This is a genomic window from Actinoplanes sp. NPDC051411, from assembly GCF_040682075.1.
Classification (GTDB): Bacteria; Actinomycetota; Actinomycetes; order Mycobacteriales; family Micromonosporaceae; genus Actinoplanes.
Map to the genome: position 1 here is coordinate 111182 of NZ_JBFBAD010000009.1, position 23837 is coordinate 135018.

A 23837-nucleotide genomic window follows, 5' to 3' on the forward strand; every position below is an offset into this window, starting at 1 on the left:
CACAAGAGGTACTAATCACGCTGGCTGGACTAATTCCACCAAAACTCCGCCGGCGTCCTTCGGGTGGACGAAGTTGATCCGCGACCCGGCCGTACCCCGCCGCGCCTTCTCATAGAGAAGGCGCAACCCCCGCGCCCGCAGGGCCGCGGCGGTCGCCTCGACGTCGGCCACCGTGTAGGCCAGTTGCTGCAGGCCCGGGCCGCTGCGGTCGAGGAACCTGGCGATCGCCGAGTCGGGGCGGGCCGGGGCCAGGAGCTGCAGGCGCGGTCCGGTGCCGTCGCCGACCGCCAGCATCGCCTCGCGGACTCCCTGCTCCTCGTTGGTCTCCTCGTGCACACAGCGCAGGCCGAAGGTGTCGGCATAGAAGGTCAGTGCCGCGTCCAGGTCGGCAACCGCGACACCGACGTGGTCGATGCGCAAGAATTCGACGGCGAGGCCCGGGGCCGGTGACGGTGGTGTGACATGGTCGGCGCCGGCCGGGCTGGGTGAGGTGTCGGTCATAGCACTAGTCTTACCTGTCTAAACGTCCGTTAAGGCGATAGCCCGCCCCAGCTTTCGAAGGCAGAGACCCGTGACCAGTTCGGTGATCGTCAGCGGCGCCCGCACTCCGATGGGCCGCCTGCTCGGCAACCTCAAGAACGTGCCCGCCACCACGCTGGGCGGCCGGGCCATCGAAGCCGCCCTGGAGCGCGGCGGGGTCCTCCCCGACCAGGTCGAATACGTGATCATGGGTCAGGTGCTGCAGGCCGGCGCCGGGCAGATCCCGGCCCGCCAGGCCGCGGTCGCGGCCGGCATCCCGATGACGACGCCCGCCGTGACGGTCAACAAGGTGTGCCTCTCCGGGCTCGACGCGATCGCGCTGGCCGACCAGCTGATCCGGGCCGGCGAGTTCGACATCGTGGTCGCCGGCGGCATGGAGTCGATGACCAACGCGCCCCACCTCCTGATGAACCAGCGGCAGGGCACCAAGTTCGGTGACGTGCTTGTGCGCGACCACATGGCGTACGACGGTCTGATGGACCCGTGGGACGGCGTCGCGATGGGCGAGTCGACCGAGCGCAGCGGCCAGGGCCTCGGCATCAGCCGCGAGGAGCAGGACGCGTTCTCGGCCCGCAGCCACCAGCGGGCGGCCGCCGCCCAGCGCGAGGGCCGGTTCGCCGACGAGATCGCGCCGGTCAAGGCCGGAAACCGCGGGACCGACACCGCGATCGACACCGACGAGGGCGTGCGCCCCGACGCCACCGCCGAGTCGCTGGGCAAGCTTCGCCCGGCGTTCCTCAAGGACGGCACGATCACCGCGGGCAGCTCGTCGCCGATCTCCGACGGCGCGGCCGCGGTCGTGGTGATGAGCCGGGCCAAGGCCGAGGAGCTCGGCCTGACCTGGCTCGCCGAGATCGTGTCCCACGGCAACGTGGCCGGCCCCGACGCCTCGCTGCAGTCGCAGCCCTCCAACGCGATCCGGCACGCCCTCGGCAAGGCCGGCCTGACCGTCGACGACCTCGACCTGGTCGAGATCAACGAGGCGTTCGCGCAGGTGGTCATCCAGTCGACCCGCGAGTTGAAGGTCGACGAGGAGATCGTCAACGTCAACGGCGGCGCGATCGCGCTCGGCCACCCGATCGGCATGTCGGGCGCCCGCTTGGTGCTCACCCTCGCGCTGGAACTGCGCCGGCGCGGCGGCGGCCTCGGCGCGGCCGGACTGTGCGGCGGCGGTGGCCAGGGCGACGCGCTGATCGTGCGGGTGCCCGCCGCGTGAGGCGGAGCCGCGACGTCCCGGCGCTGGTCGCGGCGGCCCGCGAGGGCGACCCGCGGTCGGTGGCCCGGCTGATCAGCCTGGTCGAGAACGGCGACCCGGCGCTCCCCGACGTGGCGGCCGCGCTCGCGCCGTACGCGGGCCGCGCCCAGGTCGTCGGCCTGACCGGCGCACCGGGCGTGGGCAAATCCACGACGACCAACGAACTGGTCCGGTCGCTCCGCGCGGGCGGCCACCGGGTCGGCGTCCTCGCCGTCGACCCGTCCTCGCCGTTCACCGGCGGAGCGATCCTCGGCGACCGGGTGCGCATGCAGGAGCACACCACCGACCGCGGCGTCTACATCCGCTCGATGTCGAGCCGGGGCCAGCTGGGCGGCCTGGCCGCGGCGACCCCGCAGGCGGTCCGGGTGCTCGAGGGCGCCGGCTGCGACGTGATCGTGGTCGAGACGGTCGGCGTCGGCCAGGCCGAGGTCGAGATCGCCTCCCTCGCCGACACCACGCTGGTGCTGCTGGCCCCCGGCATGGGCGACGCGATCCAGGCGGTCAAGGCGGGCGTGCTCGAGATCGCCGACATCTTCGTGATCAACAAGGCCGACCGGCCGGGCGCCGACGCGACCTACCGCGACATCCAGGGCATGCTCGCGCTGGGCGAACGGGAGCCGGGCGACTGGCGGCCCCAGGTGGTGCGGGCGACGGCGGTGCGCGGCGAGGGCATCGACGACGTGGTCGCGGCGATCCAGAAGCACCGGGCCTGGCTCGCCGACACGGGCAACCTGCGGCTGCGGCGCGAACGCCGGGCGGCGGGCGAGGTGGAGGCGATCGCGCTGGGCACGCTGCGGGCCCGAATCGGCAGCCTCCGCGAGGGCACGGCGCTGACCACCCTCGCCGCCCGGGTCGCGGACGGCGACACCGACCCGTACGCCGCCGCCGACGAGCTGATCAAGGGCCTCTGACCGGCCCGGAAATCAAAAGCGAAAATCGAAAGGCGGAGTTCAGAACCGGTAGTGCCCGACCATCTCCTTCAGGCTCGCACCCATCTCGGCCAGTTCCGCCGCCGCCCGTTCGGCTGCCGCGATCTCGCCGGCGGCGGCCTGGGTGGCCTCGGTGACCGAGGAGATGTTCGCCGCGATGCGGCCCGAGCCGTTCGCGGCGTCGGTGACATTGCGCGCCATTTCGTTCGTGGTCGCGGTCTGCTCCTCGACGGCACCGGCGATCGCGGTCTGGTAGTCGTTGATCTTTCCGATGACCTCGGAGATCCGGTGGATCGCTTCGACCGCCGCCTGCGTATCGGATTGGATCGCCTGAATTCGCGACGAGATCTCCTCGGTCGCGGTGGCGGTCTCCTGGGCGAGATCCTTGACCTCGCTGGCGACGACGGCGAAGCCCTTGCCCGCCTCGCCGGCCCGCGCGGCTTCGATCGTGGCGTTGAGTGCCAGCAGGTTGGTCTGCGCGGCGATCGCCGTGATCACCTTGATGACGTTGCCGATCTCGGCGCTGGACTGCCCGAGTTTGATCACGGTCCCGTTGGTCGCGTCGGCGACGGTCACCGCGTCGGCGCCGACGCGGGCCGCCTCGTTGGCGTTCTGCGCGATCTCCCGAATCGAGGCACCCATCTCCACGGCGCCCGCGGACACGGTCTGCACGTTCGTCGACACCTCGTTCGCGGCGGTGGATATCTCCTGCGTACCGTCGCTCGCCTGCTGAGATCTGGTCGCCACACGCCGGCTGGTCAGGGCGAGCTCGCCGGCCGCGGTGGCCAGCGCCTCGGAGTTGGCGGACACCGCCCGGACCAGATCGAGGCTGCGGTCCAGCTCCTCGTTGAACGCGTTGCCCAGCTCACGCAGCTCGTGGGTGCCGAACGGCCGGATGCGGAACAGGAGGTCGTCGGGGTCCCGGGACGACAGGGCCCGCGTGTATTGGACGACGACGCGGCCGACCTTGGACTGCAGCACGAACAGCACGGTCCCCATCGCCAACGGAAGCAGCACGGCGACTCCCAGCAGCAACGCGAGGAGCGCGCCGATGCGGTCCTGGCTGGACCGTACGGCGGCGGCGGCGCGCTGGTTGAGGGCGGTCTGGAACTGAACCAGCGGCCCGGAGATCACGGCCTTGTCGGCGGTGTACTTGGCGTCGAACATGATCCGTCGCGCCGCCGCCAACTTGTCGGCGCGGCTCAGTGCGCGGTCGGCGGCGCCGAGGGCGTATCCGGCGATGGCCGTCGGCATGTCGGCCGGCGCCGTCCCGGTGGCCTCGAGCACCAGGCGCTGGGAGCGGGTCTCGGTCTGGACCAGCGCATCGGAGTTCGCCTTCGCCTGGGCCACCAGGTCGAGCTCCGACTTCTCGGCGCCGAGTTGCTGGAGTCGGGCGATCACGTGGTCGCGGGTCCTGGTCTCGTCGATTTCGCGCCAGTACGCGTCCAGGTGGGCACGGTCCGCGGTCACCGCATAGGCCCGGGCCTCGTCGGTCAGGAAGTCGGACGCGGCCTGCAACTGCAGACCCAGTGCCTTGAACTCGGCCTGACGCTGTTGGGCGTCCCGTTCGCGATGGACTGCCCCGTTCAGCAGGATCACGGTCAGAACGAGCAGGCCCGCGATGGCGGCGAGCGTGCCCACCGCGGCCCGGTTGACGACGGCCTGCCGTAGCCCCGCCCGTTTCGCTGCCGACATCTACGGCTCCTCCGGGTCGGAGCGCCAACGTGGAGCCCGCCGACATTCCCATCGGCCACGGCCGCCCCAAACTGAGCTCGGGTCAAGTGCTCGAGCTGAACTGCTCCAGCGTCTGGGTGATCATTTCCAGGTCCCAGGTGAGGCGGCCCGAGGACAGGTCGTCGATCACGCCGTGGAGCCAGGCGATCTCGGCGGTCAGCATCGCGGCGCGGTATTCGTCCTCGATCAGGAACAGCCGGGGCATGCCCGGGGGTGCCTGCTCGCGCAGCGCGGTCAGTCTTTCCTGCTGGGCCGCGGCCCGCTTCTCCAGGAGCTCCCGCACGGCGGCCGGGGCCAGTACCGCGATCAGCGCGAGCGCGACCGGGAACTCCGGGAACTCGCGGGCCGGGGCGGGCAGCATAGAGGTCAGCCAGCGGTGCATGGTCTCGGCGCCGGCGTCGGTCACCTCGTACGTCGTCCGCTCGGGGCGTCCCGCCTCGCGGGCGGTGCTCGCCGGGCGGGCCAGGCCGTCCCGGACCAGGCGGTCGAGGGCCTGGTAGACGCTGTTGCGCTGAGCCACGTTGACCAGTTGGTCCTGCCCGCGCTCCTTGATCACCTGCTGCATCCGGTAGGGGTGCATCGGCGCCTCGACGAGCAGCGCCAGCAACACCAGTCCGAGCGTCGAGCGGCGCGGTTCCGTGGAGGTCACCGGCTCAGCCTAGAGGGCTTGCGGAGCTTAGTCATGTAATAGATAGTCAACATATGACTAAGACTGCTCTGGTCGCGGGCGGCGGCATCGCCGGTGCCGTCGCGGCCATCGCCCTGCACGACGCCGGATGGCGTCCCACGATCTACGAGGCCAACGCGGCCGACGCCGACGAGCGCGGCGCCTTCCTGACCGTCGCGGTCAACGGGCTCAACGCGCTGAGGGCGCTCGGACTCGACCCGGGCCAGGTGCTCGAGGCCGGATTCGCCACGCCGACCCTGCATCTCGGCAACGGGGCCGGGCGGCGGCTCGCGGTTCTCCCGCTCGGCGGGCCGCTGCCCGACGGCACGACGACCACGACGATCCGGCGGGCCGACCTCTACACCGCGCTGCGCACGGCCGCGGCGGAGCGCGGCATCCCGATCGCGTACGGGAAACGGTTGCGCGACCTCCAGCAGGAGCCCGAGCGTGTGACCGCGCGGTTCGACGATGGAACGGTCGCCGCCGGTGAGCTCCTTGTGGGGGCGGACGGGCTTCGGTCCCGTACGCGAAAGGTGCTCGACCCCCACGGCCCGGCGCCGAGTTATCTCGGCCTGCTCAACGCCGGGGGTTTCACCGACCGGCCGGTCGGGGCCGACCTCGACCGCACGCCCGGCGTCGTACACATGACCTTCGGCAAGCGGTCCTTCTTCGGCTGGACGATCGCGCCGGACGGCGCCGTGTGGTGGTTCGCGAACCCGCCCCGCAAGCAGCCGGTGCGCGCCGGCGAGTTCACCCCGGAGACCTGGCGGGCCCACCTGATCGAGCTGTTCGCCGACGACGCCGGCCCGGCCGCCGCGATCGTCCGGGCGACCGGCGAGGCGCTCGGCCCGTGGAACACCGAGGACCTGCCGCGGGTGCCGGTCTGGCACCGCGGCCGGGTGGTGCTGCTCGGCGACGCGGCGCACGCGGTCTCGCCCGCCTCCGGCCAGGGCGCGTCGATGGCGATGGAGGACGCGGCGACGCTGGGCCGTTCTCTGGGCCTCGCGCTGGCCCGGGCCGGCGACGTGCCGGCCGCGCTCGCCGACTACGAGCAGCGGCGGCGGGAACGGGTCGAGAAGGTGGTCGCGGTCGGCCGGCGCAACGGCAGCGGCAAGACCGCCGGGCCGGTCGGCGCGGCGATCCGGGACGCGCTCACGCCGCTGATCATGAAGCTGGTCTATCGCCGGGGCGACCCCCAGGCCTGGATCTTCGAACACCGGGTCTAGGAACGCCTCATCCGCCCGCCCCGACCGCCGATCATCTGGTCGGACCCGCGCCGCCCGGCGCGGGGAAGCTGCAGATCGAGGTGCTCATGAGCGGGCAGCGACGCCCGGACCCCCTTGCCGTGGTCCTGGCCGTGCTCGGTGTGCTGGTGATCCCGCCGGCCATCGGTCTCGCCCCGCACGGGTGGACCACGATCGGCGTGCCGTACTGGGCCGTGCTCGCGGTGATCCACGTGGCGTACATCCACATCTCCCGCCGCGTCGCGGTGGCGAACCGGGAGGACGACGGCGCACGCCGGCTGTGGACGCTCGCCGCCTGGGCCGGGGTGCCCCTCGCCGTCGGCGACCTGGTCGAGATCTACGAGTGCCTGCACTACCCGCCGACCCGCTTCACGATCATCGGCGGCAACGTGCAGGCGTTCCTGGTCGTCGTCGCGATGCTCCTGCTGCTCGCCGGCATGCTGCGGTTCCCGACCGGGCGCGGCTCACCCGGCGAGCGCTCACGCATGCGGATGGACATGGCCACGGTCATGGGCAGCGCGACCACCTGCGGGATGCTGCTCCTCCAACTCCCCCGGGAGGAGACCGGCTGGCGCTGGGCGGTCGACTTCACCACCGCCGTACTCATCCAGCCGGGACTGTTCCTGGTCGCCCTCTTCGCCCTGGTCAAGCTGTTCCTCGGGGAGCGGCCCCCGTTCACCCGGGCCGCCGCCGTCGTCGCGGGACTCGGCGGCGTGGTCCAGGCGATCACCCAGGCGATCCCGGAGGCGCTCTATCTGAAGCCACACGGCGGCACCTGGGTGATGGCCGGGGAACGTCCTGGCGAGCACGCTGCTGGCGGTCGGCTTCCGCATCCAGTGGCTACAGAGCGGGCCGCGGGCCCGCGAGGTGGTCCGGCGCCCTCGGCGGGCTTACAGCTCCCTTCCGTACGCCGCGATGGCCGTCACCTGGGCAGCGGCCATCGGGTCGATGATCGTCGACGACCTGTCGCGGCGGACCTGGAGCGTGATCGTCGGCGCGGTCATCACCACCGCCCTGGTGGTGGGCCGGCAGGTGTTCGCGTTCCGGCACATCGAGGAGCTGCTGCGCGAGCGCGACCTGCTCACCGCCCGGCTCACCGAACAGGCCTACCACGACGCGCTGACCGGCCTGGCCAACCGCGCCCTGTTCATGAACCGGCTGACCGAGTCGCTGGCCACCCGCCCGGTCACCGTGTTCCTGATCGACCTCGACGACTTCAAGCCGGTCAACGACTCGTTCGGGCACGCGACCGGCGACCAGCTGCTGGTCGAGGTGGCGTCCCGGCTGCGGCTCGGCGTGCACCCCGAGGACACGGTGGCGCGGCTCGGCGGGGACGAGTTCGCGGTGCTGGCCTTCGACCCGGCCGGCCTGTTCGACGCGCTGACCGCCGCCCTGAACGACACGCTCCGCCTGGGCGACGCCGAGGTCCGCCTCCGGGCCAGCGTCGGCACGGCGACCGGCCGCCCCGGTCGGGACGACGCCGACAGCGTGCTGCACTCGGCCGACATGGCGATGTACGCCGTCAAGAACGCCGCCCGCGCGGTGCGCTAGCCCAGGTAGTCGGCCCCGCCCACGTAGATGGTGTGGCCCTCCGGGACGTCGGCGGTGGCCGCAGCGGCGACCTCGGCCGCGAACTCTTCGACCTTCGGCAAGGTCACCGCGCCGGTCATGGCGGCCGCGATGCGCCGTGCGAACGTCAAGGACCTCGCCCTCCTCAAGAAGATTCTGGAGGCGGGCGCAGCCGGGCGGCGCGGCGGGTGAGATAGCGCTGCTCCGGCCGGCTGGCGGTCATCCGCGCCGCCCGCAGGTAGCCGTCGCGGGCGGCGTCGACCTCGCCGGCCTCGTCGAGCAGGTGCGCCCGGACGGCTTCCAGGCGGTGGCTGTGTGCGAGCCGGTCGCTGGTGTCGAGCGTGCCGAGCGCGGCGAGGCCCGCGGCCGGGCCGTGCACCCGCGCGACGGCGACCGCGCGGCTCAGCGTGACCACGGGCCCCGGCGCGACACGGTCGAGGACGTCGTACAGGGCGAAGATCTGCGGCCAGTCGGTGTCGGCGGCCGTCGTCGCCTCGTCGTGCAGGGCGGCGATCGCGGCCTGGATCTGGTACTGCCCGACCGGGCCGGCGCCGAGGGTCCGCGTCAGCAGGGCCTGCCCCTCGGCGATCGCCACGGCGTCCCAGCGTCGCCGGTCCTGCTCGGCGAGCGGCACGAGCCAGCCGTCGGCGTCGGTGCGGGCGGCCCGGCGGGCGTCGGTGAGCAGCATCAACGCGAGGAGTCCGGCGGCCTCGCCGTCGCCGGGGAGCAGGCGGTGCAGGAGCCGGGCCAGCCGGATCGCCTCCGCGGTCACGTCGGGCCGGTGCAGGTCCGGGCCCGAGGTGGCGGTGTACCCCTCGTTGAATATCAGGTACAGCACGTGCCGGACCACCGCCAGCCGGGCCGCCCGCTCGCCGAGCTCGGGGACCTCGAACCGGGCGCCGGCGTCGCGGATCCGCTGCTTGGCCCGGCTGATCCGCTGCGCCATCGTCGGCTCGGGCACCAGGAACGCCGCGGCGATCTGCGCGGTGGACAGGCCGCCGACGGCACGCAGGGTCAGGGCGAGCTGGGACGGCGGTGACAGCGCCGGGTGGCAGCACAGGAACAGCACCAGCAGGGTGTCGTCCGGGTTGTCCGGGGTCTCGCTGGTGGGGTCGAGCGCCGCGGCGGTCTCCCGGCGGCGGCGGGCGCTGTCGCGCCGCCAGTGGTCGACCAGGGCCCGGCCGGCCACGGCGAGCAGCCACGACCGGGGCCGGTCCGGGACGCCCTCGACCGGCCACTGCCCGGACGCGGCGAGCAGCGCTTCCTGCACCGCGTCCTCGCAGGCGTCGAACTGGCCGTGCCGGCGAACGAGCGTGCCGAGGACTTGCGGCGCCAGCTCGCGCAGCAGATCCTCGAACGATCCCGCCGATGTCACCGCCTAGTCCTGCGGGGGTGCCTCGTCCATGACCCGGCGGATCTCCATCGGATATTCGGTGACCGCGACCACCTGCGTGACGATTTCGACCGCCCGCTCATGGCTGGCCTCGACCACCCAGTACCCGGCGAGGGACTCCTTGATCTCGGCGAACGGCCCGTCGGTCGGCGCCGGCGCGCCGTCGGCGAACCGGACTGTGGTGGCCTGGCTCGGGTCGGTCAGGTGCCGGCTCTCCACCACTTCACCCGACTCTCGCAGCTCCTGGTCCATCCGCATCATCGTCGCCTGCATTCCGCTGATCCACTCCGGGCTCCGCTCGGCGAGGGAGGCACCCAGCCCACCGAACATCATGATCATGTACTTCATGGCGTTCCTTCCGTTTCGTTCGCCCGCCGACCGGGCGTCGGCGCCAGGTCGAAGCCGCCACCACCGTTCTCGACATCCTCATGCCTCTAAGTTGCTCGGCATGGGATTGCTTACCGGTCCGGTGGTGCCGGCCGGGTCGATGGCCGGTCTGACGCAGCCGGAACTCGCCGGCGACCGGGTGCTGCTACGGCCTTGGCGGGACGACGACCTGGGGACTGTGCTGGCCGGATACGCCGACCCGGCCATCCAGAAGTGGCACGTCAAGTCGATGGACGAGGGGGAGGCCCGCGCCTGGATCGCCCACTGGCCGGCCCGGTGGTCAGCCGAGACGGGGGTCGGGTGGGCGGTCACCCGGGACGGCGCGACGGCGGTCGGTCAGATCAGCCTGAGCCGGCTTGACCTGAGTCAGGGCGGGGCCAGTGTGTCGTACTGGATGCTGCCGGAGGCCCGCGGAGCGGGACTGGCCCACCGGGCGCTCGAGGCACTGGCCGGCTGGGTTTTTCCGACGCTGGGGCTCTATCGGCTGCAAGCCTCGCACTCGACCGCCAACCCGGCGTCGTGTCGGGTGGCCGAGAAGGCCGGTCTGCGGGCCGAGGGGACCAAACGGGGCGAAGGGTGGCACGTCGACGGATGGCATGACATGCACCTGCACGCGCGGCTGGCCATCGATTGACAAGACCTTAGCGATCGTTCAGTTCTGCTCTACGATGGTGGCCATGGATGCAGCCGACATCGCCGCCGGCCGGGAGCGCTGGCAGCAGCGCTACGACGCGGCCCGCAAGCGGGACGCCGACTTCACGACGCTCTCCGGTTCGCCGGTCGAGCCGGTCTACGGGCCGCCCGACGGGGTGAGCTATCCGGGCTTCGACCGGATCGGGTGGCCGGGCGAGTTCCCCTACACACGCGGGCTCCATCCGACCGGCTATCGCGGCCGCACCTGGACCATCCGGCAGTTCGCCGGCTTCGGCAACGCGTGGCAGACCAACGAGCGCTACAAGATGATCCTGGGCGCGGGCGGCGGCGGGCTGTCGGTGGCGTTCGACATGCCGACGCTGATGGGCCGTGACTCCGACGACCCGCAGTCGCTCGGCGAGGTCGGGCACTGCGGCGTGGCGATCGACTCGGCCGCCGACATGGACGTGCTGTTCGACGGCATCAACCTGCAGGACGTCACGACCAGCATGACGATCTCCGGCCCGGCCGTGCCGATCTTCTGCATGTACCTGGTGGCGGCCGAGCGTCAGGGCGCCGACCTGGGCAAACTCGACGGCACGCTGCAGACCGACATCTTCAAGGAATACATCGCGCAGAAGGAGTGGCTCTTCGGGCCCGAGCCGCACCTGAGGCTGATCGGCGACCTCATGGAATATTGCGCGCGCGAGATCCCCAGATACAAGCCGTTGTCGGTGAGCGGCTACCACATCCGCGAGGCCGGATCGACGGCCGCGCAGGAGCTGGCGTACACGCTGGCCGACGGCTTCGGCTACGTCGAGCTCGGCATCTCCAGAGGGCTCGACGTCAACACCTTCGCCCCCGGGCTCAGCTTCTTCTTCGACTCGCACGTCGACTTCTTCGAGGAGATCGCCAAGTTCCGGGCCGCCCGCCGCATCTGGGCCCGGCACCTGCGCGACGACTACGGCGCGACCAGCGAGAAGGCGCTGTGGCTCAAGTTCCACACGCAGACCGCCGGGGTCAGCCTGACCGCCCAGCAGCCGGTCAACAACGTCGTGCGGACGGCGGTCGAGGCGCTCGCCGCGATCCTCGGCGGCACCAACTCGCTGCACACCAACGCCCTCGACGAGACGCTCGCGCTGCCGACCGACGAGTCGGCCGAGATCGCCCTGCGCACCCAGCAGGTGCTGATGGAGGAGACCGGCGTCGTCAACGTGGCCGACCCGCTCGGCGGGGCCTGGTTCGTCGAGGCGCTGACCGACCGCATCGAGGCCGAGGCCGAGGAGATCTTCGCCCGCATCCGGGCGCTCGGCTCGGACGGCAGCATCACCCAGGGCATCCTGCACGGCATCGACGACGGGTGGTTCACCGCCAACATCGCCGAGGCGGCCTTCGTCTATCAACAGGCCCTGGAAAAGAACGCTAAGCGCATCGTCGGGGTCAACGCGCACACCGGCACGGTGACGAAGGATCTTCAGATCCTTCGGGTCTCCCACGAGGTCGAGGTCGAACAGAACCGCGCGCTCACCGCGCGGCGGGCTGAGCGCGATTCCGTACGCGTGAAAGCCGCGCTCGAAGCGCTGGTGGCGACGTCCCGCACCGAGCAGAACATGATCCCCGCGATGCTCGAGGCGGCCCGTGCCGAGGCGACCCTGGGCGAGATCTGTGACGCCCTGAAGGGGGAGTGGGGCATCTACCGCGAGCCGGCCCGATTCTAGGTTTGTGACGTCCGATATCAGCTGTCCGGCGGCGCGGCGAATCGCCTCGTCAGCGTGCGAGACTAGGTAGCTATGAGCGACCCACGGACCACTCCGTCGATCTTCACCCGCGGCGCGGTCGACCTCAGCGCGCTGCGTACGCCGGCTCCGTCCGCGACGCCGGCCTCCAGCCGTCCGGCCGCGAGCGGCGACGCCGGCGCGCCCCCCGCGCCCGCGGGCCTCCCCGGCACTGAGACGATCATCGAAGTCACCGAGGCCAACTTCCAGGCCACCGTTCTCGAGCGGTCCATGTCGACCCCGGTCATCCTCGACTTCTGGGCCGACTGGTGCGAGCCCTGCAAGCAGCTCTCGCCGATCCTCGAGCGGCTGGCCGCCGAGGGCGCCGGCACCTGGGTGCTCGGCAAGATCGATGTGGACGCCAACCCCCGGCTCGCCCAGGCACTGCGCGTGCAGGGCATCCCGATGGTCGTCGCGGTGGTCGGCGGCCAGCTCGTCGAGGGCTTCACCGGCGTGCTCCCCGAGCACCAGGTCCGGCAATACGTCGACGCCGTGCTGAAGGCCGGCGGCATCTCGGTCGAGACGCCCGCCGACCCGCGGCTCGACGAGGCCGACGACGCGCTGATGACCGGCGACCTCGACGACGCCGAAGCCGCCTACCGCAAGATCCTGGCCGAGGCGCCCGGCGACGCGGCCGCCACCTCCGGCCTCGCCCAGGTCGAGCTCTACCGGCGCATCAGCGGCGCCGACCCGTCGGCCGTGCTGGCCAAGGCGGCGGCCAACCCCGACGACCTCGAGGCGCAGCAGCTCGCCGCCGACGTCGAGGTGCTCAGCGGCCAGGCCGAAGACGCCTACTCGCGACTGGTCGCCGTGATCAAGCGCACCTCGGGCGACGACCGTGATGCCGTCCGCAAGCACCTGCTGTCGCTGTTCAGCGTGGCCGGCCCGGACGATCCCGCGGTGGCCGGGGCGCGGCGCGCCCTGGCCAGCGCTCTCTTCTAGGGAAGCCTCCGTGCGCCGCATCGCTGTCCTCGACGCACCGTCCAACCTCGGTCTGCGCCCGCCGACCGAGACGTCGGTGCCGGGCTGCGCCAAGGCGCCCGGAGCCCTCCGCGACCACGGCCTGCTCACCCGGCTGGGCGCCCGCGACGCCGGCTGCCTGACCCCGCCACGCTACGACGCGGGCGACTGGCGGCCGGGCGACGGTGTCGCCCACGCCGCGCAGATCGCGGCCTACTCCCGCCGGCTGGCCGACCGCATCGGCGCGATCCTCGACGCCGGCGAGTTCCCGGTGATCCTGGGCGGCGACTGCTCGATCCTGCTCGGCTCGGGCATCGCCATGCACCGCCTCGGCCAGGCGATCGGCGGCCAGATCGGCCTGGTCTTCGTCGACGGCCACTCCGACTTCCGCCACCCCGGCAACGCGTCCTACGTCGGCGCGGCCGCCGGCGAAGACCTGGCCCTGGTCACCGGCCGCGGCCAGGCCGACCTGGCGTCGATCGAGGGCCGCCGCCCCTACTTCCGCGACATCGACGTGGTCGTGATGGGCATCCGCGCCCAGGACGAATACCGCCTCGACCTCCAGGCCGCCGGCATCATCACCCGCCCGGTCCCGGCCCTGCGCGCGGAGGGCGCGGCCCGAAGCGCCCAGTGGGCCCGCGACCAACTGGCCGACTGCGCCGGCTACTGGGTGCACGTCGACGTCGACGTGCTTGACCCGGCGGTGATGCCCGCGGTCGACGCGCCCTCCCCGGGCGGCATCGCCTTCCCCGAACTCGAACTCCTCCTGGCCGGCCTGGTCGAATCCCCCCACTGCCTGGGCGTCGAACTCACGGTCTTCGACCCCGACTACGATCCCGACGGCGAATACGCGGCCGAGATAACCTCAACGGTCTCGGCCGGCCTGGCCCCGGCCAAGACGGTCGCGCTCCGCCCCGACCTGGCAGCAGCCCGCCGCGACCTGGACCGCACCCCTCAGGAAAAGTCCGAGGCGGCCCGAGAAAACCGCCGCGCCGAGGCAGCCGCGGAGAGCGTCTCCCTCGCGGCCTCAGGCGCCTCCGGCGTTTCCGGTACGCCCGAGGAAGCCCCCCTGCCCGCAACCACTCTCCTGGCGGTTGAGGACGGCGCCGACCTGCCCGCTGAGCGCAGTGTCTCCGAAGGGCGCCCCCACTCCGGCGACGAGCCCTTCGAAGGTGCCCCGGCCGCTGACGACCAGGGCGATGCCATGCCCGACGGCGAGACCACCGAGGGCGCCCCCGTCGAGGCCGCGCCGCATGACGGTCCTTCCGGGGGCGGTCGGGCGGTTGACCCTTCCGGGGTTGCCCAGGCGGGCGACTTTTCCGGGGTTAGGTCGGCCGCTGATCTTTCCGGGGTTGTGCGGGGGGCTGATCTTGCTGGGGTGGCGCAGGCGGGTGGATCTTCCGGGATTGGGCCGGCGGGTGGTCCTTCCGGAGCCGCACTGGCGGCTGATCTCTCCGGAGTTGCGCAAGCGGGTGGTCCTTCCGGAGTTGCGCAAGCGGGTGGTCCTTCCGGAGTTGCGTCGTCGGCTGATCTTTCCGGCACTGCGCCGGCCGGTGGTCCTTCCGGGGCCGGGCAGGCGGGTGATTCCTCTGACGGGGCGTTGGGCGGCGGTTCCTTGGTCGCGCGGGCGGGGAGTTTTCTCGAGGCGGGGCAGGCAGGTGATCCCTCTGAGGTCGCGCTGCCTGGCGACTCCTTCGTTGCGGTGGCGGGTGATTCTTCCCGCGCCGCGCTGGCAAGCGATCCCTCCGGGACCGCGTTAGCAGGCGATTCTTCCGGGGCCGTATTGGCAAGGGATCCCTACGGAGCCACGCTGGCCGGCGATTCCTTCGCTGCGCCGGCAGGTGACCCTGCTGAGGCCGCGTTGGCCGGCGAATTCTTGAAGGTCGTAGCGGCCGACGGGCCGATCGACGCGGCGGAGGCCGACTCCCGCGTCGGCGAGGGGCGCGAGGCCGAGCCTTCGGAGGAGAGCGCCGAGGCGGCGACCGCCGACTCCTCGGAGCCCGGCGATCTGGCAACGGACCTGGCCGCCTCCGATGAGCCCGCCGAACTGTCCGCCGAGGACGCGACTGGCCGCCGGGCAACTGACGCCTCCGATCAGGACGACCCGTCGGCTGCGGTGGCCGACGAGCCGGAGCAGATCGTGGCGGCTCCCGATGAGGCGTCTCGAGGCGGCCGCCGCCGGAGCCGCCTGGCCCCGCGCGGCGGGTCGCCCGACAGCGCCGACGCCGCCGTCCGGATGCGGCCGCTGGGCTCGGCGCCGCTGCTCGACTCCGAGCCGCTGCCGGCGACCCGTCCCGGCATGTTGCGGCCCCGGCGCCCCGAGGCGTCCGAAGACGAGGCGGTCGCGCCGCACACGTCCGAAGGCTTCTCGCTGCCCGCCCAGCGTCCCGTCTTCGACGCCGGCCCGGGCGAGCCGGCTGATATCACCTGATCCAGACGCTGCCCGCGCGGCGGCCGAGGTGGACCTGTGCCGACCGACGGCGACCTGAGCGTTGGGGCCACCGTCGTGATGCGGGCGCGGTCCTCCTGTCGATGGCGGTTCCGGGCGAACCAGGCCCGGACCCTGCAGCGACCGATCGCCCCCACCCCGGTTCGGGAGGGGGCGATTTAACCAGCCGGGTCCGACAATTCTTGGCCGCTGTCCACCGGCCGGCGCGGGTCCTACTTGTTGAGGGCGGTCAGGAAGCGGTCGACGGCCGGGACTGCGGCGTCGGCTCCGGCGCCGCCTTTCTGGATCATGCAGGCGAAGGCGATGTCGCCCTGGTAGCCGATGAACCAGGAGTGGGTGTCCTTTGAGTTGGCGTCGAACTCGGCGGTGCCGGTTTTGCCGTACACCGGCTTGCCGGGCACCGACTTCAGCGCCGTGCCCGTGCCGCCGGTGACCACCTCGCGCATCATCTGGCGGAGCTGGGACACCGCCGTCGCGTCGAGGGGGGCGCCGTCGGCGGCCGGGCTGGCCGGCTTGGGGTCGAGCACCAGCTGGGGCTGCTTGAACTGGCCGCGGGCGATCGACGCCGCCACGCTCGCCATCGCGATCGGGCTCACCACGGTCTTGCCCTGGCCGAAGGAGGCCGCGGCGAGTTCGGTCGGGCTGTCGGCCGGCGAGACCTGGCCGGAGAACGCGCTGACGCCCATGTCCCATTTGCTGCCCAGGCCGAGCGCGCTCGCCGCCTGGTGGAATTTGTCGGCGCCGAGTTTGCCGCCGAGGGCGATGAACGCGGTGTTGCACGACTTGGCGTAGTCGACGTGCATCTGGACGTTGCCGAACGCCTCGCCGCCCGAGTTTTTGAACTGGTGGCCGTCGATGTTCGCGTTCTTGGGGCAGGCGACGGTCGAGCTGGGCTGGGCGATCTTGTTGGAGAGCACGCCGTACGCCGTGATCGTCTTGAAGGTCGAGCCCGGCGGAACCTGCCCGGTGAGCGCGGTGTCGACCGTGCCCCCGTCGGGTCCGTTGGCGACCGCCAGCACCGCGCCGTCGCTGACCCGGATCGCCACCAGCGAGCTCGGCTGCTTCACCGCGGTCAGGGCCGCGTCGGCCGCGTTCTGCGTGGTCACGTCGAGGCTGGTCTTGACCGCCTTGCCGTTGACCGGCTTGGTGGTGAACAGCGGGGTGTCCTTGACGGTGCCGTCCGGCGCCTGCTGGGCGATCACCACCGAGATGCCGGTGGTGCCGCGCAGCGTGTCGTCGTACTTCTGCTGGAGGCCGCCGTGGCCGACCACGTCGCCCTGGGCGAGTTCCTTGTTCTTCTGCAGGTCTTCGGCCGTGGCCTCGTCGGCGGTGCCGAGCAGCGCCCGGGCGAAGACCCGGGTCGGGGCGAGCGGTTTCTTGCCTTCGTTCCAGACGACGCCCTCGAGGGTTTGCACGCTATCGCTGATCTTGTCCCAGTCGGGGCGTCGCAAAGTGATCAGTTCGACGAAGGCGTCCGGCTTCGAGTTGTCGACCCGGTCCTTGAAACCCGAAAAGTCCATGTCGACACCGATTTTCTTGAATGCGGTGTCGAGGCCCTTCTGCAACTGTGCCAAATTCTTGATTTTCTGCGGCTCGACGCCGATCGTCACGACATCACGTGGAGTGACGATGGCGTCGCCCTTCGAATCCTGGACGATGCCTCGCTGGGCGGCCACCCGGCGTACGGCGAGAGCATCGCCGACCGCCAGCTGGGGGTGCACGATGGCCGGCTCCCAGATCACCTGCCAGCCGTCGCTGTCGCGTTTGCTGAGGCGCACCGTGCTCGCGTACGTCCAGTGGGTGCCGCCGGGCAGGGTCCAGTCGAGCTTGATCGGGCTGGTGGCGTTGTCGCCCTTGGCCTTGGGGTCGCCGGCCGCGCTGACCGTCAGCGGCTGCTTGGCCAGGCCGCCGGAGAGCTCCTTGATCTGCTTGACCACGTCCGCGTCGGCGACCTTGCCGCCGCTGGCGCTGACGAAGCCGACCGTATGCAGGTCACCGCTCTTCCACCCGCTCAGGAACGCCTTGACGGTGCCGTCCGGCCCGTCCTTCGAGCACGCGGCGAGTCCTCCGCCGGCGAGCGTCAACGTGGCCAGCGCGGCGACCGCGCGGCGGCCGTAGCGATGCATGGGCGCCCCTTCGTCAGGCCCGAGTCCCGGGCAACTTCCGGCACGGTAGTAAACCCGAGCCCGTCTTGTGCACCCGAATCCGGTCGGAAGGCATCCGAATCCGGTCGGAAGGCACCCGAATCTGGTCGGAGGGCACCCGAAATCCGGTCGGAAGGCACCCGAATCATGAGAGACGACTCGGGCACACCACGCGTGTGATCGTCGGTCCGGGGCAAGTTCTAGGCTGTGGGTGAGAGATTCGAGCCCACAGAGTCGTGGGTGAGGGGAGCACCAGACCATGGCTGTCGCCGACGAGGCAGCGACCGATTCTGATCCGATCGACGATCGTGAAACGGGGCCCGGGTTAGCGCTGACGGGCCATCTCGGCACCGGCGACGAGGGTGACCTCGACGAGCCGTTGCCCAACGCGGAGAGTCTGGTGGCGCAGGCGGTCGGGGTGGCCGGTCCCGACCATGCCACCGCGTCGCTGGTCAGCCGTTTCTGGCGCTTCGCGCCCGACGAGGAGCTCGTCGGTTTCACCGCCCAGGAGATGTACGACGCGGCCTGCGCCCACCGTGAGCTGGCCGCGACCCGGCTGCCCGGCGAGCTGAAGCTGGCGATCACGCCGCCGTCCGGTGAGCAGTGCCACACCGTGGTGCAGATCGTCACCGACGACATGCCGTTCCTGGTCGACTCGGTGATCGCCCTGCTCACCGCCCACCAGCTGCAAGTGCACCTGCTGGTCCACCCGCTGATCGTGGTGCGGCGCGAGCCGCTGGGCGCGCTCGGTGAGCTGGCCGCCGACGTCGAGCCGGACGACGCGATCGACGGCGATCTCGTCGAGAGCTGGATCCGCATCGAGATCGACCCGATCCGCCGTCCGGAGGCCCGCGAGCAGCTTCTCAACGAGGTGCGCCGGGTTCTGATCGACGTGCGTGACGCGGTCGAGGACTGGCCGCGCATGCGCCAGCGGGCCCTCGTCATCGCCGACGAGCTGGCCACCGCCCGCGGGTCGGAGACCAAACTGCCGGTGCCCGACAAGGACGTCACCGACTCGATCGAGCTGCTCAAGTGGCTGGCCCACGACCACTTCACGTTCCTGGGTTACCGCGAATACCGCCTCGACGGCGACGTGCTCAACGCGGTGCCGGGCAGCGGGCTGGGCATACTGCGCGGTGACAGCACCCCGCGCCAGCTGAGCTCGATGTCGCCCGAGGCCTACCAGCGCGCCCTCGAGAAGCGCCTGCTGGTGATCACCAAGGCCAACTCGCGGGCCACCGTGCACCGCTCGGCCTACCTCGACTACATCGGGGTCAAGCTGTTCAACGACCACGGCGAGGTGGTCGGCGAGCGGCGCTTCCTCGGCCTGTTCTCGAGCTCGGCCTATCGCACCAGCGTGCGCGAGCTGCCGGTGGTCAAGCGCAAGGTGATGGAGGTGCTCGACCGCTCGGGCCTCTCCCCGCGCGGCCACTCCGGCAAGGATCTGATGCAGATCCTCGAGACCTACCCCCGCGACGAGCTCTTCCAGATCAAGACCGACGACCTCTACGAGGCCGTGATCGGTGTGTTGCGCATGGCGGGCCGGCGTCAGCTGCGTCTTTTCCTGCGCCGTGACGGGTACGGGCGTTTCATCTCGTGCCTGATCTACCTGCCCCGGGACCGGTTCACCACCGTCAACCGGCTGAGCATGCAGGAGATTCTGCTGCGCGAGCTGAACGGGATCGGGGTCGACTACACCACCCGGGTCACCGAGCGCATGCTCGCGCGCATCCACTTCATCGTGCGCACCGACCCGGCCGACCCGCCGGGCCGTGTCGACCCCAACGCGCTGGCCGAGATGCTGGCCGACGCGACCCGCATGTGGGACGACGACTTCTCGCTGGTGCTCGAGCGCAAGCTGGGCGAGGAACAGGCCCGCGACCTGTTCACGCGATACGCGGGCGCCTACCCCGACAGCTACAAGGACGGCCACACGCCGTACGAGGGGATGCAGGATCTCGCCAAGCTGGAGCTCCTCGAGGAGGCCGGCCAGCTGGAGATGCACCTTTACCGCAAGCGCCGGCCGGGCAAGACCGGCGAGCCGGAGCCCGACGACCGCAACGTGCGGTTCAAGGTCTACCGGTACGGCGAGCCGATGATGCTTTCGGCGGTGCTTCCGGTGCTGCACTCGCTCGGCGTGCAGGTGGTCGACGAGCGGCCGTACGAGATCCGCCGCAGCGACGGCACGATCTACCTGTACGACTTCGGTCTCGAGCCGCCGTCCGCCCACCGTGACCTGTCCGAGGTGCGGCCCCAGGTGGAGAACGCGTTCGCGGCCGCCTGGCGGGGCGAGGCCGAGGTCGACGGCTTCAACGAGCTGGTGCTGCGGGCCGGGCTGACCTGGCGCCAGGTGGTGGTCCTCCGGGCGTACGCGAAATATCTGCGCCAGGCCGGCAACGTGTTCTCGCAGGTCTACGTGGAATCGACGTTCACGGCCTATCCGGAGATCGCCCGCAGCCTGGTCGAGCTCTTCGAGACCCGGTTCTCGCCCCGCCTGGTGGTCGGCGAGGCCGAGCGCACCCGAGCGGCCGACGAGATCGCCGAGCGGATCACCACCCTGCTCGACGGGGTCGACAGCCTCGACCAGGACCGCATTCTCCGGTCCTATCTGACGCTGATCCAGGCCACGCTGCGCACCAGCTTCTTCCAGCGGGGCGCCGACGGCCGGCCCAAGTCCTATGTCGCGTTCAAGCTCGACCCGCAGGCGATCCCCGACCTGCCGCAGCCCCGCCCGAAGTACGAGATCTTCGTCTACTCGCCCCGGTTCGAGGGCGTGCACCTGCGGTTCGGCAACGTCGCCCGCGGCGGTCTGCGCTGGTCCGACCGCCGGGAAGATTTCCGCACCGAGATCCTCGGCCTGGTCAAGGCGCAGATGGTCAAGAACGCGGTGATCGTGCCGGTGGGCGCGAAGGGCGGCTTCGTGCTCAAGCAGAAGCCGGGCGACCGCGACGAGGCTGTGGAGTGCTACAAGCAGTTCATCACCGCGCTGCTCGACGTCACCGACAACATCCTCGGCGGCAAGATCATCCCGCCGGGCGACGTGGTCCGGCACGACGGCGACGACCCCTATCTGGTGGTGGCGGCCGACAAGGGCACGGCCACGTTCAGCGACACCGCCAACGCGATCTCGGTCGGCAAGGAGTTCTGGCTCGGCGACGCGTTCGCCAGCGGCGGCTCGGCCGGCTACGACCACAAGAAGATGGGCATCACCGCCCGGGGGGCCTGGGAGTCGGTCAAGAAGCACTTCCGCGACCTCGGCCTCGACACCCAGCGGGAAGAGTTCACCGTGGTCGGCGTCGGCGACATGTCGGGCGACGTGTTCGGCAACGGCATGCTGCTCTCCGAGCACATCCGGCTGCTGGCCGCCTTCGACCACCGGCACATCTTCCTCGACCCGTCACCCGACGCCGCGACGTCGTTCGCCGAGCGCCGGCGGCTGTTCGAGCTGCCCCGCTCGTCGTGGGCCGACTACGACGCCGCCCTGCTGTCCGAGGGCGGCGGCGTCTATCCGCGGACGGCCAAGTCGATCCCGATCAGCCCGCAGGTGCGGGAGGCGCTCGGACTCGGCAACGACGTCAAGGTGCTCAGTCCGGCCGAACTCATGCGCTCGATCCTGCTCGCCCCGGTCGACCTGCTGTTCAACGGCGGCATCGGCACGTACGTCAAGGCGGCCAGTGAGTCCCACCTCGACGTCGGCGACAAGACCAACGACCCGATCCGGGTTAACGGCCGCCAGTTGCGGGCGCGGGTGGTCGGCGAGGGCGGCAACCTGGGGCTCACCCAGCGGGGGCGCATCGAGTTCGCCCGCGCCGGTGGGGTTTCCGGCGCCCTGGACAAGCACAGTGCCGGTGGTCGAATTTTCACTGACTTCATCGACAACACGGCCGGTGTGGACTGCTCCGACCACGAGGTCAACATCAAGATTCTGCTCGGCGGCGCGGTCACCGACGGCGAGATGACCACCGGGGAACGCGACGAGCTGCTGGCCACGATGACCGACGAGGTGGCGGCCCAGGTTCTGCGGGACAACTACGAGCAGGCGTTCGCGCTCGGCACGGCCCGGTCGCAGGCCCACTCGCTGCTCCCGGTCCACCGGCGGATGCTCAACGAGCTCGAGGCGAGCGGCCAGCTCAACCGCGAGCTCGAGGCGCTCCCCACGGACGCCGAGCTCAAGACCCGCTCGGACAACGGTGACGGCCTTTCCGCGCCGGAGTTCGCGGTGCTCCTCGCGTACGTGAAGATTTCGCTGGAGCGTGAGGTCCTCGCCGACCAGATCGTCGACGAACCTTGGACCAACGAGGTGATGGCGCGTTATTTCCCGGCGCCGTTGCGGGAGAGGTTCGCCGGCCGGATGGCCGGCCACCGGCTGCGCCGCGAGATCATCACCACCGCCCTGGCCAACGAGGTCGTCAACCGCGGCGGCACCTCCTTCGTCTTCCGGGCGATGGAGGAGAGCGGTGCGTCGGCGGCCGACGTGATCCGGGCCTATGTGGTGGTGCGCGACGTCTACGGCCTGGGCGCGATCTGGGAGGCCGCCGAGCGGCTGGACAACCAGGTGCCGACGAGCGCCCAGGTGCTGGTCTTCCTGGAGTCGCGGCGCCTGCTCGACCGGGCGGTGCGCTGGCTGGTCACGACCCGGCGCTCGCCGATCGACGTGGTCGGCGAGACCGCCAAGCTGCAGCCGGGCATCTCCGAGCTGCTGCCGCTGCTGCCGTCGGTGCTGGTCGGCGTCGAGCGGCGGTCGATGGACGAGCACATGGCCACTCTGGTCGACAAGGGTGTCCCGGTCGACCTGGCCGAGAAGGTGACCTGGGCCAACTACGGCTTCGGGCTGCTCGACGTGCTGGAGACCGCACGCTCCACCGATCGGCCGCCGGCCGAGGTGGCCCAGGTCTACTTCGTCCTCTCGGAGCGGTTCCAGATCGACCAGCTGCTGTCGCACATCTCCAAGCTGCCGCGGGGCGACCGGTGGCAGACGCTGGCCCGGATGGCGTTGCGCTACGACCTGTACGGCGCGTTGGCCGCCCTGACCGCCGAGGTGCTGCTGTCGACCTCGTCGGAGCCGTCGGCCGACGAGCGGGTCTCGGAGTGGGAGCAGACCAACAAGGCGTCGATCGCTCGCGCGTCGAACGCGATGGGCGACGTCGAGGACACCCCGGCCGAGCTGGCGGCGCTGTCGGTGCTGCTCCGCCAGATCCGCACCCTGGTCAAGACGTCGGCCGCGCCGTCCTGATCACCCCGCGGCGAACTGGCCGACGACCTCGGCCAGGCGCTCCGGTGCTGAGCGCTCGGCGTTGTGGCCCTCCCCGGGGAGGGTCGCGCGCCGGGCGTCCGGGAGCACCGCCTCGAGGGCGCTCAAGCGCTCCTGGAGATGGCGCGGGCTCTGGTCGCCGGTGATCAGCAGGACCGGCAAGTCGATCTTGGAGTAGGCGGCCAGGCGGTTGCCGAGCGCGTCGATCGCGTCGTTGTCGTCGAGTTGGCGTTCGACGACCGGGGCGATTTCGGTGCGCTGGTTGATCGCGGCCTCGGCGGCGTCGAACATCGGGTCGCGCAGGCCGGCGATCTCGCGCAGGAAGATCACGAACGCGGTGCCGGGCCGGCCGTCGGCGAGCGCGGCGCGCGCCCGGTCGACCGGGCGCCCCCCGCCGGCCCGCGAAACGCCGCCGCCATCGGGCCGGGCGCTGTCGGATTGGGCGCGGTCGGATTGGGCGCCGCCGGGTTCCGCGCGGCCGGGTTCTGCTCCGCCGGCGAGATCAGTCTGGGCGCTGCCGCTCTCGGACTGGGTGCCGTCGCCCAGGCGCTGGTCGCTGATCAGCAGGGGTGGTTCGTAGAGCGCCGCCGCCGAGAACAACTCCGGCGAAGCCACCAGCGCCTCCAAAGCCAGCACCGCCCCCGACGAGTGCCCCACCAGCACCGGCCGGTCGAGGGTCGCCGCCGCGGCCAGCACCTCGACGACCTCGTCGGCCATCGTCACCTTGCGGGGCACATCGAGCCGGTATTGCGGTCGGTACAACCGCGCGACCCGGAACCGCTCCCGCAGCCGGTCGGTCACCTTTTCCCAGCTCGACAGGTCGCCCATGCCCCCGTGCAGGACCAGGATCGAGCGCCCGCTTCCTTCGACGATCAGGTTCTCCATGGTTCCCCCTTAGCAGTGATAA

17 protein-coding genes and 1 pseudogene are annotated in these 23837 nt (G+C 71.3%); 9 read left to right on the plus strand and 9 right to left on the minus strand.

Annotated features, from left to right (window positions below):
- Positions 1-15: 15 nt before the first annotated feature.
- Positions 16-501: a methylmalonyl-CoA epimerase gene (mce, locus tag AB0M88_RS07550; protein ID WP_364096910.1), complete on the minus strand. Its 486-nt coding sequence runs from the start codon at positions 499-501 to the stop codon at positions 16-18.
- Positions 502-571: 70 nt separating this feature from the next.
- Between mce and AB0M88_RS07555 the strand changes: the two genes are divergently transcribed.
- Both AB0M88_RS07555 and meaB read left to right on the plus strand, forming a co-directional pair.
- Entirely contained in the window at positions 572-1756 is a 1185-nt protein-coding gene (locus tag AB0M88_RS07555) for an acetyl-CoA C-acetyltransferase (RefSeq protein ID WP_364096913.1), read from the plus strand.
- Positions 1753-2706 carry a methylmalonyl Co-A mutase-associated GTPase MeaB gene (gene meaB, locus AB0M88_RS07560; RefSeq protein ID WP_364096917.1) on the plus strand — a complete coding sequence of 318 codons (954 nt, stop codon included), beginning with the start codon at positions 1753-1755 and terminating at the stop codon, positions 2704-2706. Before AB0M88_RS07555 ends, meaB begins: the two co-directional genes overlap by 4 nt.
- A gap of 39 nt (positions 2707-2745) precedes the next feature.
- Here meaB and AB0M88_RS07565 read toward each other — a convergent pair whose 3' ends face one another.
- Together AB0M88_RS07565 and AB0M88_RS07570 are read right to left on the minus strand one after the other, a co-directional pair.
- The gene (locus AB0M88_RS07565; protein ID WP_364096920.1) at positions 2746-4419 is read right to left on the minus strand and encodes a methyl-accepting chemotaxis protein; all 1674 of its coding nucleotides are present in this window, start codon (positions 4417-4419) and stop codon (positions 2746-2748) included.
- Positions 4420-4501: 82 nt separating this feature from the next.
- Complete coding sequence (locus AB0M88_RS07570) at positions 4502-5107, minus strand: PadR family transcriptional regulator (protein ID WP_364096923.1); 606 nt, start codon at positions 5105-5107, stop codon at positions 4502-4504.
- A gap of 53 nt (positions 5108-5160) precedes the next feature.
- Between AB0M88_RS07570 and AB0M88_RS07575 the strand changes: the two genes are divergently transcribed.
- Positions 5161-6351, plus strand: coding sequence for an NAD(P)/FAD-dependent oxidoreductase (locus AB0M88_RS07575; protein WP_364096925.1), 1191 nt, complete (start codon positions 5161-5163; stop codon positions 6349-6351).
- A gap of 370 nt (positions 6352-6721) precedes the next feature.
- On the opposite strand, the gene AB0M88_RS07580 is transcribed toward AB0M88_RS07575, so the two are convergent.
- Positions 6722-6976 carry a hypothetical protein gene (locus AB0M88_RS07580; RefSeq protein WP_364096928.1) on the minus strand — a complete coding sequence of 85 codons (255 nt, stop codon included), beginning with the start codon at positions 6974-6976 and terminating at the stop codon, positions 6722-6724.
- A 308-nt stretch (positions 6977-7284) separates the two neighbouring features.
- On the opposite strand from AB0M88_RS07580, the gene AB0M88_RS07585 reads away from it, so the two are divergent.
- The gene (locus tag AB0M88_RS07585; protein WP_364096931.1) at positions 7285-7920 is read left to right on the plus strand and encodes a GGDEF domain-containing protein; all 636 of its coding nucleotides are present in this window, start codon (positions 7285-7287) and stop codon (positions 7918-7920) included.
- Here AB0M88_RS07585 and AB0M88_RS07590 read toward each other — a convergent pair.
- From AB0M88_RS07590 to AB0M88_RS07600, 3 genes are read right to left on the minus strand one after another with little or no spacing between them, the layout of a single operon-like run.
- Positions 7917-8069 carry a hypothetical protein gene (locus tag AB0M88_RS07590; RefSeq protein ID WP_364096934.1) on the minus strand — a complete coding sequence of 51 codons (153 nt, stop codon included), beginning with the start codon at positions 8067-8069 and terminating at the stop codon, positions 7917-7919. The two genes, AB0M88_RS07585 and AB0M88_RS07590, sit on opposite strands and share 4 nt — an antisense overlap.
- Before the next feature lie 14 nt (positions 8070-8083).
- On the minus strand, positions 8084-9313 hold the full coding sequence (locus tag AB0M88_RS07595) for a DUF6596 domain-containing protein (RefSeq protein WP_364096937.1): 1230 nt from the start codon (positions 9311-9313) through the stop codon (positions 8084-8086).
- A gap of 3 nt (positions 9314-9316) precedes the next feature.
- On the minus strand, positions 9317-9679 hold the full coding sequence (locus AB0M88_RS07600; protein ID WP_364096940.1) for a YciI family protein: 363 nt from the start codon (positions 9677-9679) through the stop codon (positions 9317-9319).
- Positions 9680-9779: 100 nt separating this feature from the next.
- Between AB0M88_RS07600 and AB0M88_RS07605 the strand changes: the two genes are divergently transcribed.
- From AB0M88_RS07605 to AB0M88_RS07620, 4 genes and pseudogenes are all read left to right on the plus strand, one after another.
- Complete coding sequence (locus tag AB0M88_RS07605) at positions 9780-10352, plus strand: GNAT family N-acetyltransferase (RefSeq protein WP_364096943.1); 573 nt, start codon at positions 9780-9782, stop codon at positions 10350-10352.
- A 43-nt stretch (positions 10353-10395) separates the two neighbouring features.
- On the plus strand, positions 10396-12069 hold the full coding sequence (locus AB0M88_RS07610; protein ID WP_364096946.1) for a methylmalonyl-CoA mutase family protein: 1674 nt from the start codon (positions 10396-10398) through the stop codon (positions 12067-12069).
- A 72-nt stretch (positions 12070-12141) separates the two neighbouring features.
- The gene (locus tag AB0M88_RS07615; protein ID WP_364096949.1) at positions 12142-13068 is read left to right on the plus strand and encodes a tetratricopeptide repeat protein; all 927 of its coding nucleotides are present in this window, start codon (positions 12142-12144) and stop codon (positions 13066-13068) included.
- Between the two features lie 10 nt (positions 13069-13078).
- Positions 13079-14200, plus strand: a pseudogene (locus AB0M88_RS07620) (arginase family protein); the annotation flags it as partial.
- A gap of 1547 nt (positions 14201-15747) precedes the next feature.
- Here the strand turns inward: AB0M88_RS07620 and AB0M88_RS07625 are convergent.
- Positions 15748-17661 (minus strand): penicillin-binding transpeptidase domain-containing protein, encoded by a 1914-nt coding sequence (locus tag AB0M88_RS07625; RefSeq protein WP_364096952.1) that lies wholly within the window; start codon positions 17659-17661, stop codon positions 15748-15750.
- Positions 17662-17938: 277 nt separating this feature from the next.
- On the opposite strand from AB0M88_RS07625, the gene AB0M88_RS07630 reads away from it, so the two are divergent.
- Positions 17939-22912: an NAD-glutamate dehydrogenase gene (locus tag AB0M88_RS07630; RefSeq protein ID WP_364096955.1), complete on the plus strand. Its 4974-nt coding sequence runs from the start codon at positions 17939-17941 to the stop codon at positions 22910-22912.
- On the opposite strand, the gene AB0M88_RS07635 is transcribed toward AB0M88_RS07630, so the two are convergent.
- Positions 22913-23815 (minus strand): alpha/beta hydrolase, encoded by a 903-nt coding sequence (locus AB0M88_RS07635; protein ID WP_364096958.1) that lies wholly within the window; start codon positions 23813-23815, stop codon positions 22913-22915.
- Positions 23816-23837 lie beyond the last annotated feature (22 nt).

Bases quoted from the DNA above. Each gene is read 5' to 3' on its own strand.
- AB0M88_RS07625 (WP_364096952.1), bottom strand. From the start codon at position 17,661: ATGCATCGCTACGGCCGCCGCGCGGTCGCCGCGCTGGCCACGTTGACG.
- AB0M88_RS07585 (WP_364096931.1), top strand. From the start codon at position 7,285: ATGGCCGTCACCTGGGCAGCGGCCATCGGGTCGATGATCGTCGACGAC.
- AB0M88_RS07615 (WP_364096949.1), top strand. From the start codon at position 12,142: ATGAGCGACCCACGGACCACTCCGTCGATCTTCACCCGCGGCGCGGTC.
- AB0M88_RS07575 (WP_364096925.1), top strand. From the start codon at position 5,161: ATGACTAAGACTGCTCTGGTCGCGGGCGGCGGCATCGCCGGTGCCGTC.
- AB0M88_RS07580 (WP_364096928.1), bottom strand. From the start codon at position 6,976: ATGAGTACGGCGGTGGTGAAGTCGACCGCCCAGCGCCAGCCGGTCTCC.
- AB0M88_RS07630 (WP_364096955.1), top strand. From the start codon at position 17,939: ATGGCTGTCGCCGACGAGGCAGCGACCGATTCTGATCCGATCGACGAT.
- mce (WP_364096910.1), bottom strand. From the start codon at position 501: ATGACCGACACCTCACCCAGCCCGGCCGGCGCCGACCATGTCACACCA.
- AB0M88_RS07565 (WP_364096920.1), bottom strand. From the start codon at position 4,419: ATGTCGGCAGCGAAACGGGCGGGGCTACGGCAGGCCGTCGTCAACCGG.
- AB0M88_RS07600 (WP_364096940.1), bottom strand. From the start codon at position 9,679: ATGAAGTACATGATCATGATGTTCGGTGGGCTGGGTGCCTCCCTCGCC.
- AB0M88_RS07635 (WP_364096958.1), bottom strand. From the start codon at position 23,815: ATGGAGAACCTGATCGTCGAAGGAAGCGGGCGCTCGATCCTGGTCCTG.
- AB0M88_RS07610 (WP_364096946.1), top strand. From the start codon at position 10,396: ATGGATGCAGCCGACATCGCCGCCGGCCGGGAGCGCTGGCAGCAGCGC.
- AB0M88_RS07605 (WP_364096943.1), top strand. From the start codon at position 9,780: ATGGGATTGCTTACCGGTCCGGTGGTGCCGGCCGGGTCGATGGCCGGT.